Origin of the sequence: Nonomuraea sp. NBC_00507 (genome assembly GCF_036013525.1) — a bacterium.
Classification (GTDB): domain Bacteria; phylum Actinomycetota; class Actinomycetes; order Streptosporangiales; family Streptosporangiaceae; genus Nonomuraea.
Genome location: NZ_CP107853.1, coordinates 10,183,260 through 10,196,706, shown reverse-complemented (window position 1 = coordinate 10,196,706; position 13,447 = coordinate 10,183,260). Strand labels below are relative to the sequence as shown.

The 13,447-nt window shown below is 71.4% G+C and carries 11 protein-coding genes; 10 read left to right on the top strand and 1 reads right to left on the bottom strand.

From position 1 onward, the window contains the following. Window positions 1-2: 2 nt before the first annotated feature. The 10 genes from OHA25_RS48955 to OHA25_RS48910 all read left to right on the top strand — a co-directional run bounded on the left by OHA25_RS48955 (window position 3) and on the right by OHA25_RS48910 (window position 11,355). Window positions 3-1,187, top strand: coding sequence for a hypothetical protein (locus OHA25_RS48955; protein ID WP_327583698.1), 1,185 nt, complete (start codon window positions 3-5; stop codon window positions 1,185-1,187). Continuing rightward, window positions 1,181-2,167 carry a hydroxyacid dehydrogenase gene (locus tag OHA25_RS48950; protein WP_327583697.1) on the top strand — a complete coding sequence of 329 codons (987 nt, stop codon included), beginning with the start codon at window positions 1,181-1,183 and terminating at the stop codon, window positions 2,165-2,167. The genes OHA25_RS48955 and OHA25_RS48950 overlap by 7 nt, the downstream gene beginning before the upstream one ends. Then, complete coding sequence (locus tag OHA25_RS48945; RefSeq protein ID WP_327583696.1) at window positions 2,164-3,153, top strand: D-2-hydroxyacid dehydrogenase; 990 nt, start codon at window positions 2,164-2,166, stop codon at window positions 3,151-3,153. Before OHA25_RS48950 ends, OHA25_RS48945 begins: the two co-directional genes overlap by 4 nt. A gap of 1 nt (window position 3,154) precedes the next feature. After that, window positions 3,155-4,495: a BNR-4 repeat-containing protein gene (locus tag OHA25_RS48940; RefSeq protein WP_327583695.1), complete on the top strand. Its 1,341-nt coding sequence runs from the start codon at window positions 3,155-3,157 to the stop codon at window positions 4,493-4,495. Continuing rightward, complete coding sequence (locus OHA25_RS48935) at window positions 4,492-5,619, top strand: mandelate racemase/muconate lactonizing enzyme family protein (protein WP_327583694.1); 1,128 nt, start codon at window positions 4,492-4,494, stop codon at window positions 5,617-5,619. The genes OHA25_RS48940 and OHA25_RS48935 overlap by 4 nt, the downstream gene beginning before the upstream one ends. Before the next feature lie 223 nt (window positions 5,620-5,842). Next, the gene (locus OHA25_RS48930) at window positions 5,843-6,688 is read left to right on the top strand and encodes a shikimate dehydrogenase (protein ID WP_327583693.1); all 846 of its coding nucleotides are present in this window, start codon (window positions 5,843-5,845) and stop codon (window positions 6,686-6,688) included. Between the two features lie 10 nt (window positions 6,689-6,698). After that, on the top strand, window positions 6,699-8,453 hold the full coding sequence (locus OHA25_RS48925) for a bifunctional sugar phosphate isomerase/epimerase/4-hydroxyphenylpyruvate dioxygenase family protein (protein WP_327583692.1): 1,755 nt from the start codon (window positions 6,699-6,701) through the stop codon (window positions 8,451-8,453). Between the two features lie 9 nt (window positions 8,454-8,462). Next, complete coding sequence (locus OHA25_RS48920) at window positions 8,463-9,167, top strand: TetR/AcrR family transcriptional regulator (RefSeq protein WP_327583691.1); 705 nt, start codon at window positions 8,463-8,465, stop codon at window positions 9,165-9,167. 107 nt (window positions 9,168-9,274) lie between these two features. Continuing rightward, on the top strand, window positions 9,275-10,582 hold the full coding sequence (locus tag OHA25_RS48915; protein WP_327583690.1) for an MFS transporter: 1,308 nt from the start codon (window positions 9,275-9,277) through the stop codon (window positions 10,580-10,582). Next, window positions 10,579-11,355 carry an N-acyl homoserine lactonase family protein gene (locus tag OHA25_RS48910; protein WP_327583689.1) on the top strand — a complete coding sequence of 259 codons (777 nt, stop codon included), beginning with the start codon at window positions 10,579-10,581 and terminating at the stop codon, window positions 11,353-11,355. The genes OHA25_RS48915 and OHA25_RS48910 overlap by 4 nt, the downstream gene beginning before the upstream one ends. Here the strand turns inward: OHA25_RS48910 and OHA25_RS48905 are convergent. Further along, window positions 11,352-13,427 (bottom strand): outer membrane protein assembly factor BamB family protein, encoded by a 2,076-nt coding sequence (locus OHA25_RS48905; protein WP_327583688.1) that lies wholly within the window; start codon window positions 13,425-13,427, stop codon window positions 11,352-11,354. The two genes, OHA25_RS48910 and OHA25_RS48905, sit on opposite strands and share 4 nt — an antisense overlap. Window positions 13,428-13,447 lie beyond the last annotated feature (20 nt).

Below are 13,447 nucleotides of genomic sequence, written 5' to 3'. Positions count from 1 at the left end.
GCTTGAAGATCACCGCTGGTGATCCCTCGACGGTGCGGCACGGCGCGTTCGCCTACACCTGGGACATCGTGGGCGACCCCGCGGCGGCCGAGCGCATCGCCGGCCTCGGCGTGAGCACGGTGACCGTGCAGGCCGCCTACCACTCGGTCCGGGCCACCACCCCGTGGCATCCGCGCCACCGCATCGTGCAGGCCGACCACGCGGCGGCCTACTTCCGGCTGCGCCCAGAGCGCTGGCGTGGGCGGCTCCGGCCGTACCCGCCGAGCTGGGGGGTGCCCGACGAGGACAGGTTCGGCGCGGCGCTGACCGCGCTGGCCGGGACCGGGCTGCGGGCCGAGGCCTGGCTGGTGCTCACGCACTCCTCGGTGCTGGGCCGCGAAGCGCCCGACCTGACGGTGCGCAACGCCTACGGCGAGCCCTACCCCTACGCGCTCTGCCCCGCTCAGCCCGCCGTCCACGACTACGCGCTGACCCTCGTGAGCGAGGTGTGTGAGCAGTACGACGTGCCCGCGCTGATGCTGGAGGCGTGCGGCTGGCTGGGCGCCGAGCACGCCGGCCACCACGAGAAGACCTCCGGCGCGCACCTGTCCGCGTGCGGTAGGGCGCTGCTGTCCCTCTGTCTCTGCCCGGCCTGCCGGGCCGCGCTGGCCGGGGGCGGCCTGGACGTCGATGAGCTGGCGCGCGACGTGCGCGCCGCCGTGGACGGAGAGCTCCAGCAGGGCGTCCCGGCCGGGACCAGCCTGGACGAAGCGCTCGGCCGCGAGCGCGCTCAGGCCCTGTACGGTCACCGCGGCCAGGTCATCGCCGGCCTGGTCCACGGTGTGGCGGCATTGGCCGGCGACCGCGAGCTGCTGCTCATGGCCACCGACGACCCGCAGGTCACCGGCCCCGACGTGGGCATCGACCTGGCCTCCTTCGACGCGCCGGTCGACGCGTACGTGCTCAAGTGCTGGGGCCCGGAGGACGCGGCACTGGCCCAGGTGAAGGCCGCGGCGAGCCGTACCGAAGTCCCGCTCGTCGCCAACCTCACCGTGCTGGAGGACGGCCACGCCCGGATTCCGGCTCTCGCCGCCGACCTCGTCGCCGGGGGCGCGCGGCACCTGCGTTACTACCACGCCGGGCTGGGCTCGCCTGCCCGCCTGGCCAGCATGCGGGCGGCGGCTCGCTTGAAGGAGAGGCAATGCTGAACGGCCTGTACGTGATGGATCCGAACCGCTTCGACGACGTCTACGGCCCGCAGGCCCGGGCCGCGATCGAGCGGCACCTGACCATCGCCTCGCCCCCGCTCACCGCCGACCGGCTCACCCCCGACGTGCTCGCCGACCTCCAGGTACTGGTGACCGGATGGGGAGCGCCCAGGCTGGACGCCGAGCTGCTCGCCGCCGCGCCCAAGCTCTCGCTGGTGTTGTACGGCGCGGGCTCCATCCGCCCGCTGGTCACCCCGGAGATGTGGGCCAGGGGAGTGCGGGTCACCTCGGCGGCCACCGCCAACGCCACCCCGGTCGCCGAGTTCGCGCTCTCGCAGATCCTGTACGCACTCAAGCACGGCTGGCGCTACGTGCTGACCGCGCGCGCCACCGCCGCCCCCGCCGTGCGCGGGCCCGAGATCGGCGCCTATGACGCGGTGGTCGGGCTGGTCTCGCTCGGCGCCACGGGCCGGGCCACGGCGCGGCTGCTCGCCCACCACGACCTCGTCGTGCAGGCCTGCGACCCGTACGCCGACCCGGAGGAGGCGGAGCGGCTCGGGGTGCGCCTCGTCGGCCTGGAGGAGCTGTTCGCCACCTCCGACGTGGTCAGCCTGCACGCGCCGCTCACCCCTGAGACGCGCGGCCTCGTCGGCTCCGGGCAGCTGGAGTCGATGAAGCCCGACGCCACCCTGATCAACACCGCGCGCGGCGGCCTCGTCGACGAGGCCGCGCTCGTGGACGTCCTGGGCCGGCGGACCGACCTGTTCGCCGTGCTCGACGTCACCGACCCGGAACCGGCCGTCGCGGGCTCGCCGCTGTTCACGATGCCCAACATCGTCGTCACCCCGCACGTGGCGGGCAGCCTGGGCCACGAGCGGCGCCGCCACGGGGAGGCGATGGCCGAGGAGCTCGCCCGTTACGTCGCGGGAGAGCCGCTGCTGTACGAGATCACCGAGTCCGGGCTGGCGAGGAGGGCATGAGCACCAGTGGCCGCCGAGGCCTACCCACCCTGGTCCTGCTGCCGCCGCACGATCCGGCCACCGAGGGCTGGCAGGCCCGGCTGGAGCAGGCGGTGCCGGACCTCGTCGTGCTTCGGCCGGAGACCCGCGAGGAGGCGGCACACGCGCTGGCGGAGGCCGACGCCGCCTACGGCACGCTGCCCGCGGACCTGCTGGCGCACGCCGGGCGGTTGCGCTGGCTGCAGGCCCCACAGGCCGGGCCGCCTCCGGGGTTCTACCATCCGGCCCTGGTCGCGCACCCCGTGCAGGTCACCAACATGCGCGGCACCTACACCGACCACGTGGCCGTGCACGCGCTGGCGCTCGTGCTCGCGCTGGCCAGGGGTCTGCCCAAGTACGCCCGAGACCAGGCCCACGCGCGCTGGGCACCCCACTGGGACCCCGGCACCGTGCTCTCCTTGGGCGAGGCCGCGGCCTTGGTGGTGGGGGTGGGCGCGGTCGGGGCCGAGGTCGGCAGGCTGCTGGCGGCGTTCGGCATCAGGGTCGTGGGCGTGGACGCCCGGCGCGGCGGCCCCGTGCCGGGCTTCGCCGAGGTGCTGCCGGCCGACGCCCTCGACCGGCTGCTCCCCGAGGCCGATCTGGTCATCCTCACGGTCCCGCACACCCCCGCCACGGAGGGCCTGCTGAACGCGCGGAGGCTTGCCCTCGCCAAGCCCGGGGCGTACATCGTCAACATCGGCCGCGGGCCCACCGTCCGGCTCGACGACCTCGCCGCCGCCCTGGAAGCGGGGCACCTGGCCGGCGCGGCCCTGGACGTCTTCGAGACCGAACCGCTCCCGGCCGATCATCCCCTCTGGCGGCGTCCCGACGTGCTCATCACCCCGCACGTGGCTGGCGTGGGGCCGCATGCCGGCGAGCGGCGCTTCGCCGTCCTGCTGGAGAACGCCCGGCGTTTCGTGGCCGGGCGGGAACTGATCAATCTGGTCGACAAGTCTGAATGGTACTGACATGATCAAAAGACGGAACTTCCTGCTCGGCGGCACGTTAGTCGCCCTGGCTCCGCTCCTGCCCGACTCGCCCGCGCTCGCGAGTTCCGGCTTCGCCGTTCAGACCGTCGCCACCGGTGTGGCGGCCAAGAGCGATCGGCGCGCCATGGCCGGCGGCCTGTACGACCCCGTCGCGGGCAAGACGTTCATCTCCTGGACGGGGGAGAACACTAACCCGTACGTCGCCGCCTACGACCACGCCACCGGCAGGTGGACCCAGCCGATCAAGGTCGGGCAGTCGCCCAAGGGCGACTCGCACCACTACCCGGTGATGATCCAGGCCGACGACGGCCGGCTCCTGGTCTTCTACGGCTCGCACAACAGCGTCCAGCGGCTGGCCACCTCCCAGCCGCACACCGTCGAGGGTGACTGGACCGACGGGACCGTCGACGCCGCGCCGCGCTCGTCGTACCCCATGCCCGTCAAGGCGAGCAACGGCGACATCTACCTCTTCTTCCGGGACACCCCACGCAACGACGACCCGTCCTTCCCCACCGACTACCGGCCCATCCACTACCTCCTGTCCACCGATGACGGCCGTACCTGGACCCACTCCAAGGACCTGGAGGGCATCCCGTTCGCCATCGGCTCCACCGACCGGTCCGACAACTGCAACGAGATCTACATCGGCGAGATCGAGGTCACCCCGGCGCAGGGGAACGTGCCGGAACGGTTCCACTTCGTCTGGACGCTCGCCGGCGGCGGACCCGACCGCCACGAGCACGACTACTACCACCGCAACCTGTACTACGCGGCCTTCCAGCCGGGCGACCGGCACTTCTACAACGCCGCCGGCGACGACCTCGGCACCCGCGTGGACTGCGGCGACGCCTCCCGGCTCCCGCTCGTCCTGGAGACCGAGCTGAAGCGGGCGAAGCCGCTGTCACGAGACGTCGGTTACACCCATCTGGTTGGGTCGATGGCGGGCAACCGCCCCGTGCTGCTGTTCATGCTCCAGGACGGCGACACCACCGTCGTGCACGCGGCCGCGTGGCAGGGACACGAATGGCGCATCGCCGAGATGACCAGGGATGCGACCCTGTTCGACAAGGAGCAGATCTCCCCGACCGCGTTCCGCGTCTACGCCAACCCCGCCGACGGGACCTCGGCCGTCTCCACCTCCATCCTGGAGAACGGCACCCACTGGCGGTCCGAGGCCAGGGTCCCCACGCCCACCAGGATCCAGCGTGCCAGCCTCATCGCCGGCTTCCGCGACCCCGCGCGCGTCGTACTGACCGGCTCGGCCGCCGGCGTCACGGTCCCTGAAGGCGGCATGTTCGTCCTCGGGATGCCTGCGACGTGAACCGGATAGCACACGTCGAGACCTTCACCGTGGCCCTGCCGTCGCTGCGCGACTTCGCCGTCGCGGGCGGGTCCGTCGTCCAGAGCGGCCGCCCGGCCGTCAGAGTCCTGGTGAAGGTCACGGCCGACGACGGCACCACCGGGTGGGGCGAGGCCACCCCGATTCCCTCCTGGACGTACGAGACCACCGAGTCCATTGTTTCCACCATCGACGGCTACCTGGCCCCGGCGGCCGTCGGCCGCCCGCTGTGGGATCTGGACGGGCTCTGCCGCGCCTTCGACCGCACCATCAGCAAGGGCTTCTCGATCGGCATGCCGCTGGCGCGCGCGGCGGTCGACGTGGCCTGCCACGACGCCTTCGCCCGCAGCCTGGGCGTGTCCCTCGGCGAGCTGTGGGGCCGGCGCAGGCGCGACACCATCGAGCTGGCCTGGATCGTGGCCGGCCAGTCGGCGGCCGAAGCAGCCGACTCGGTGGCCGAGGGTAGCGCGCACGGCTACCGCCACCTCAAGGTCAAGATCGGCCTGCACGCCGAGGACGAGGACGTGGCCATCGTGGCCGCCGTACGCGCCGTCGCCCCCGACGCCGTGCTGTGGGTGGACGCCAACCAGGGCTACACGGCCGCCGCCGCACTCCGGGTGGCCAGGCGCCTGGCCGACCTGGACGTCGCCGTCTTCGAGCAGCCACTGCCGTCCAACGACATCGCCGGCCTGCGCCGCCTGCGTGACGCCAGCCCCGTCCCGGTGGCCGTGGACGAGAGCCTGCGCCACCCGAGCGACCTGGCGACGTTCGTCCGGCTCGACGCCATCGACGTCGCCGTCGCCAAGGTGCAGCGCTGCGGCGGGCTGACCCTGGCGCTGCGCCAGTGCCAGCTCGCCGAGGACTCCGGCCTGGCGATCATGGGCTCCGGCCTCACCGAGTCCGACGTCGGGCTGGCCGCCTCGCTCCACCTGTTCGCCGCGTTCGGCGTGGACACGCCGGTCGACCTCAACGGCCGGCAGTTCATCACCAGCCCCTACGCCACCGATCCGGTCATCACCGTCGCCGATGGCGTCGCCCACGTGCCCACCGGCCCGGGTCTGGGGATCGGCGTGGACGAGCAAGCGGTCCGCGCGCTCGCTCTTTGACGGTATCCGTTGGACCGCGGGCGCCGGCATGGCACCGACGACTACGCGCTGACCTGACACCAGGCGCGCTCGCATTCGGCGAGCAGCAAGGACGCGGGTCTAGCCAGCTAACTCACTAGTACGTACATTAGAGAATCATGTCTCGAGTCCTGGTCCTCAGCGGGCCCAACCTCCGCGCACTGACGCTCACGCAGCTGTCGCACCTGCTTGAAAGGAAGAAGTGATGGCCTCGTTCCTGGTGGGGTTGATCGGCTCGGGCATCGGTCCCTCCTTGAGCCCGCCGCTGCACGAGCAGGAGGCCGGACACCACGGGTTGCACTACGTCTACCGGCTGCTCGACACCGACCGCCTCGGGTGTGACGTGGGGGAGCTGGTCCGCACGGCCCGCCGGTTCGGCTACGACGGCCTCAACATCACGCATCCCTGCAAGCAGGCCGTCATCCCGCACCTGGACGAGCTGTCGCCGGACGCCGCCACGCTGGGCGCGGTCAACACCGTGGTCTTCGACGGCGAGCGGGCCGTCGGGCACAACACCGACTGGACAGGCTTCGCCGAGTCGTTCGCGCGGGGCCTGCCCGATGCCCCCACCCACCAGGTCGTGCAGCTCGGCGCCGGCGGCGCGGGAGCCGCGGTCGCGCATGCGCTGCTCACGATGGGCGCCGACCGGATCACCGTCGTCGACGCGGACCCGGCGCGGGCGCGGGCCCTCGCCGGCGAGCTGGCCGCCCGCTTCGGCGCCGGGCGTGCACGCCATGCGCTCCCGGCCGAGCTGCCGGAGCTCCTGGCCCAGGCCGAAGGCCTGGTGCACGCGACTCCGACCGGGATGGCCCACCATCCCGGCCTGCCGCTGCCGGCCGAGCTGCTCCATCCCGGGCTGTGGGTGGCCGACATCGTCTACCGGCCGCTGGAGACCGAGCTGCTGCGGCACGCGCGGGCCGCGGGATGCCGGACGCTGGACGGCGGCGGGATGGTCGTCTTCCAGGCCGTACACGCGTTCAGGCTGTTCACCGGCCGGGAGCCGGACGCCGAGCGGATGCTCGCCCACCTGACCGATCTCATCGCCGTCTGAAGGAGGAAGCGTGCGTAAGTCCATCGCCACCGTGTCGGTGAGCGGCACTCTCACGGAAAAACTGGAGGCGATCGCCGCCGCCGGGTTCGACGGTGTGGAGATCTTCGAGAACGACCTGCTGGCCTGCCCGCTGTCGCCGGAGGAGGTCCGAGCCAAGGCCGCCGACCTCGGGCTCGGCATCGACCTCTACCAGCCCTTCCGTGACTTCGAGGCGGTGCCCGCCGAGGTGCTGGCGCGCAATCTGCGCCGGGCCGAGCACAAGTTCCAGCTCATGGAGCGCCTCGGCGCGGACCTGCTGCTGGTCTGCTCGAACGTCTCCCCGTCGGCGATCGGCGACGACGAGCTGGCCGCCGAGCAGCTGCGCCTGCTGGCCGAGCGGGCCGCCGAGCACGGCATCCGCATCGCGTACGAGGCGCTGGCCTGGGGGCGGCACGTCAACGAGTATCTGCACGCCTGGCGTATCGTCCGCCTGGCCGATCACCCCAATCTCGGCACCTGCCTGGACAGTTTCCACATCCTCTCGCGTGGCTCCGACCCGATCGGCATCGAGGCCATCCCCGGCGAGAAGATCTTCTTCCTGCAGCTCGCCGACGCTCCGCTGCTGGCCATGGACGTGCTGCAGTGGAGCCGCCACTACCGCTGCTTCCCCGGACAGGGCGGCTTCGACCTGGACGGGCTGGTCGCCAGCGTGCGGCGCACGGGCTACGCCGGGCCGCTGTCGCTGGAGGTGTTCAACGACGTCTTCCGCCAGGCGTCGGCGCAGCGCACCGCGCTGGACGGCATGCGCTCGCTCATCGCCCTGGAGCAGAGCCTGACCGGCGTGACGCACCCGGCCGTGCCCACCGGCTTCGCCTTCGCCGAGCTGGCCGTCGTGCCGGACTCGGGCACATCAGACGCTGCCGGCTCGCTCGGCGGGGTGCTGGCCGCGCTCGGCTTCGCGCGTACGGGGACGCATCCCACGAAACCGGTTGAGCTGTGGGAGCAGGGCGGCGCGCGGCTGCTGCTCAACGCCACCGGAGCCGACCCCGCGCTCATCGCCCTCGGCCTGGACAGCCCGGACCCGGCGGGCGCGGCCAAGCACGCCGGGTCGCTGCTGTCACCGGTCCTGCCGCGCGAGCGCGCCCCCGAGGAGGCCAAGCTGCAGGCGGTGGCCGCGCCGGACGGCACCGAGATCTTCTTCTGCGACGACGCCTGGCTCGCCGACTTCGCTCCCTCGGGACCGGTGGCCGGCCCGGTCACCGGCATCGACCACGTGGCCCTCACCCAGCCGTGGCACTACTTCGACGAGGCCGAGCTGTTCTACCGCAGCGTGCTCGGGCTGCGCCCGCAGGAGAGCCTGGAGCTGCCCGATCCGTACGGCCTGCTGCGCAGCAAGGCCATGTCGGGTCCCGACAACGTGGTCCGCATGGTGCTGAACATCGCCCAGGTCGGCGCCGGCGGCCTCCCTTGGCAGCACGTAGCGCTGGCCTGCGATGACGTCCTGGCCGTCGCCCGCAGGCTGCGAAAGGAGCGTCCCGGTCTGCTCCTGCCGATCCCCGGCAACTACTACGACGACCTGGAGGCCCGCCATGGGGTCGATCCCGAGTGGCGTCACCTCGGCGTGCTCTACGACCGGGACGAGCACGGTGGCGAGTTCCTGCACCTGTACACCGTCACCGTGGGCCGGGTCTTCTTCGAGATCGTCCAGCGGATCGGTGGATACCAAGGCTACGGGGCAGGCAACGCCCCCATCCGGCTCGCCGTGCAGCACGCGGGAGGTCACTAGGATGGGCGAATGACCTCTCAACCCGCCGCCGCGTCCCATGTGCCCAGGTCCGGCACGACCGAGCGTGTGCCCGGGTCCGGCACGTCCGAGCGCCAGCGGGATGCCGAGCGCACCAAGGCGGAGATCCTCGAGGTCGCGCAGCAGGAGTTCGCCCGGCACGGCTACGCGGGGGCGCGGGTGGATGAGATCGCCGCCCGCATGCGCACGACCAAGCGCATGATCTACTACTACTTCGGCAGCAAGGAGCGGCTCTACATCGCGGTCCTGGAGAAGGCCTACGCCGAGGTCCGCGAGATGGAGCGGACGATCGAGGTGGAGCACCTGGCCCCGGTGGAGGCCATCCGCGCGCTGGCCGAGCTCACCTTCGACCACCACGACCTGCACCGCGACTTCATCAAGCTGGTCGCGATCGAGAACATCCACCAGGCCGAGCACATCCGCAAGTCGCAGGCCCTGGCCGGCCTCGGCACGCCGGTGCTCGACCTCATCTCGCGCATCCTCGACGCCGGCACGGCGAGCGGCGACTTCGTCACCGAGGCCGACGCCATCGACGTGCACATGCTGATCAGCTCGTTCTGCTTCTTCCGGGTGGCCAACCAGCACACGTTCGGGGCGCTGTTCGGACGGGACATGACCGCGCCCGAGCACCGTGCCCGCTTGCGCGCGATGGTGGGGGATGCGGTCGTGGCCTATCTGCGGGGCGCGGGCGCCTGATCCTGGGTCGAGTGCTTAATCCTGCGGCAACACTCTTGTAATGTACGAACCAGTGAGTTAGTTTCCTGTCACCGCACTCCCCCCGATGTCACCGCGAGGAGCATATTGTGACGGTGCAGGGCAAACCCCGCAAAGCGGCCATTGCGGCCTGGATCGGTAGTGCCTTGGAGTACTACGACTTCTTCATCTACGGCACCGCGGCCGCGCTGGTCTTCAACAAGATCTTCTTCCCGTCCTCTGCGCCCGCCACCGGGACGCTGTTCGCGCTGGCCACGTTCGGCGTCGGTTATCTGGCCAGGCCCGTGGGCGCCTTCGTGCTCGGGCACATCGGCGACAAGTTCGGCCGCAAGCGGGTGCTGGTCACCACGCTGGTGATGATGGGCGGCTCCACGTTCCTGGTCGGCTGCCTGCCCACCTACGACCAGGTCGGCGTGCTGGCGCCGATCCTGCTCGTGGTGCTGCGCCTGATGCAGGGCTTCTCCGTCTCGGGCGAGCAGGCGGGCGCCAACTCCATGACGCTGGAGCACGCCCCCGAAGACCGGCGCGCCTACTACACCAGCTTCACCCTCAACGGCACGCAGGCCGGTCAGATCATCGCCACCGCGATCTTCCTGCCGATCGCCGCGCTGCCCGAGGACCAGCTCCTGAGCTGGGGCTGGCGGGTGCCGTTCTGGCTGAGCGTCGTGGTGGCGGTGGTCGGGCTGGTCATCCGGCGCACGCTGGAGGAGACGCCCGCGTTCGAGCAGGAGGTCGCCACCAACACCGTGCCGAAGATGCCCCTCGCCGTGCTCTTCCGCGAGCAGTGGCGCGACGTGCTGCGCGTGGTCGTCGCCGCGGTCATCGCCTCGGTCAGCACGATCTTCACCGTGCACGCCCTGTCCTACGCGGTCAACACCATGGGTCTGGAGCGCACTCCGATGTTGTGGGTCGGCGTGCTGGCCAACGTCGCCGCGGTGATCACGATCCCGCTCTGGGGCAGGCTGTCGGACCGGGTCGGCCGCAAGCCGGTCTTCATCGGCGGCTCGCTGGGCTGCGCGGTGCTGATGTTCGTCTACCTGTGGTCGATCTCCGCCGGAAACCTCTTCCTGATCTTCGTGGCGGGCATCGTGATGTTCGGCATCGTGCACAGCGCCACCAGTGCCGTGTGGCCCTCGTTCTACGGCGAGATGTTCACCACGCGGGTCCGCCTGTCCGGCATGGCGATCGGCACCCAGATCGGCTTCGCCATCGCCGGCTTCGCGCCTACGGTGGCCACCGCGGTGGCCGGCACCGGCCCGGAGAGCTGGCTCGGCGTCTCGATCATCACCGCGGTGGTGTGCCTGGTGAACGTGGCCGCGGTCGCGACCGCCAAGGAGACCTACCGGGTGCCGACCGAGCAGCTCGGCGTCAAGCTCCCGGGGCGGGTGAAGGTATGAGCGGCTGGCGCGTCCACGCCGTACGCTACGCCCAGCGCGACGCCCGGCGCGGCGAGCACTTCCACGGCTACGAGCCCGGCGGGGAGAGCTCCCACCCGACCGCCTACTACGTCTGGCTGGCGGTCTCCGGCGAGCACACGGTCGTCGTCGACACCGGGATCGCGCCGGAGCGGGCGGCGCGCGTCGAGGGCCTCGACTACCGCTGCTCGCCCGTCGAGGCCCTGGCCGAGCTGGGCGTCGCCGCCGAGTCGGTCGATGACGTGGTGCTGACCCACCTGCACTACGACCACACCGGCACCGCCCACGAGTTCCCCCGGGCCCGCTACGTCGTGCAGCAGGCCGAGCTCGACTACTGGACCGGCCCCTGGGCCGAGCGGATCACCCGCGAGCGCTGGCTGCTCAACGACCACGACCTCGCCCACCTGCGCTCCGCCCGCAAGGAAGGCCGGGTGCAGGCGGTGGACGGCGACGCCTTCGTCGTGCCGGGCCTGAGCGTGCACCTGGTCGGCGGGCACACCGCGGGCATGCAGGTGGTGCGGGTCGCCACCGCCCGCGGGCCCGTGGTGCTGGCCTCCGACGCCAGCCACTTCTACGAGAACATCGAGAATGACCGTCCCTTCCCGATCCTGCACAGCATGACCGGGATGTACGGCGCCTTCGACCGCATCAAGGAGCTGGCCGGCGGCCCCGAACTGGTGGTCGCCGGCCATGATCCGCTGGTGCTCGAACGTTTCCCCCTGCTGGGGAGCGACGTCGCCGTGATCGCGCCCTAGGCGGGCAGGACCTCGATCTTGCCTGTCGGGCGCGGGCTGTGGCTGTCGTTGAAGAAGTACTCGCCGGGCTTGGTGAAGGTGTACTGGAACGACTCGCCCGGCTTGAGCCGGACGTCGAAGAGTCCCTCGAAGAACTGCGTGGCCCCGTGGACGTGCACGTTGTCGGCGGGATTGACGAAGGTGACGGTGGTGCCGACCGGCACGCGCAGGTGGGTCGGCGCCATGGCGTTCACAGCCGTGGACTCGACCGTGCCCACCTGGCCTGTGGCGGAATCGTAGACGCGGGCGAGCACGACGGTGTTGTTCACGGCGCTTCCGTCCACCGGGCTTCCGGAGACCGGGCGGCGGACCACGGGTGCGGGTGGCGTGGCGGCCGGGGGCACGGTGCCGCCGAGTTTGAAGGCCCACAGGTGGTCGCCGCGCGCCGCGGAGTTGCCGTACGGGATGCTGGTCCCGCCCGCGTAGACCGCGATGTACTGCTCGCCGTCGATCTCGTACGAGATGGGGCTGCTGCTGACCGCGGCCCCGGTCTGCCAGCGCCACAGCTCACGGCCGTCCCGAGCGTCCATGCACAGCAGGTTGCCGTCCGGCTGGCCGATGAACAGCAGGTCGGAGGCGGTGGTGAGGATGCCGTTGCCGTGGGCCAGCGAGTACGGCATGTTCTTCTTCCACCGCACCCGGTTCGAGCTCGGATCGACGGCCACGACGCCGCCGGTCATGTACTCGCCGGGCGGACGCAGGCCGTTGGACGCCTCGGTGAGGGAGTGGGCGGCGGCAACGTAGCCGAAGCCGGTGTACACCAGGCGGGTGCTGTGGCTGTAGGACTGGTGGTTCCAGTCGGCGCCGCCACCGTGGCCCGGGATGGTCAGGATGGGCTCGTCCCAGTGCGGCGTGTACAGCGACCCGATCGTGTAGTTGGGCACGGCCCGGTGCGGGGCTCCGGGGATCTCGGTGCCGAGCGGTTGCCACACGGGGGTCTGCTCGGTCCAGCCGCCCTGGCGCGGGAACGGCTGCGTCGGCCATGTCTTCTGCCGCGGCTCCTGCGGCACGGGCACCTCGTCGATGCCCAGCGGGGCCGAGCCGTCGGCGCGGTCGAGGATGTAGTACATGCCGGTCTTGCTGCCGTACACGACCAGCTTGCGCATTCGGCCCCGGATGCGGGCGTCGAGCAGGACGGGCGCCATCACGTTGTCCATGTCCCAGATGTCGTGGTGGATGGACTGGAAGTGCCAGCGGTAGGCGCCGGTCTTCAGATCCATGGCCACGATCGAGTTGGCGAACAGGTTCTGGCCGCCGCGCTCTGAGCCGTCCTGGGAGGAGCGGGCGCCCCTGGCGTTGCCGAACGTCCAGTAGACCAGCCCCAGCTCCGCGTCGATGGCGCAGTGCATCCAGGGCGTGGCCCCGCCCGTCTGCCAGGAGTCGCCCTCCCAGGTGTCACCGCCGACCTGGCCGGGGCTTGCCGTTCCCCAGAAGTGCCAGAGCAGGTCGCCGCTCTCGGCGTCGAAGGCGAGGGCCGCGCCGCGCGGGCCGTCGTTGGTGCCGCAGTAGAGCATGCCGTCGTGGTAGGTGACCGCGACCTTCTCCAGGTTGCCGTACCCGTTGTGCTGCCGCTCCCAGATCACCTGGCCGGTGCGCTGGTCGAGGGCGATGAGCCAGTTGTCGTTGCCGCAGGTGAAGACCTTGCCGGCGCCGACCGCCACCCCGCGCCGGGTGACCGCGCCGCGCGTCTGCGCGTACTTCCAGATCGTCGCGCCCGTGCGCCCGTTCACCGCGACGACGTTGCCGAGGGCCGACTCGATGTAGAGGACGCCGTCCACGGCTACGGCGGTGCTCTGGCTGTTGCCCGCCATCAGCCCGCCCTCGATGTTGTTCACCCAGGCCGCCCGCAGCCGGCTGACGTTGCCCGGGTGCAGGTCGCGGAGCCCGGTGTGGCTCTGGTTCGCCAGGTTGCCGCCGACCTTCGGAAAGTTCCGGTCGGCGACCTTGGTGGCCGCGGAGACCGGCCTCTGCCCGGCTCCCGCGAGCGCGACGGCGGCGACGGCGCCCGCGAGTAATTCTCTGCGACGGACCATGATCATCCTTTCACGTTCCA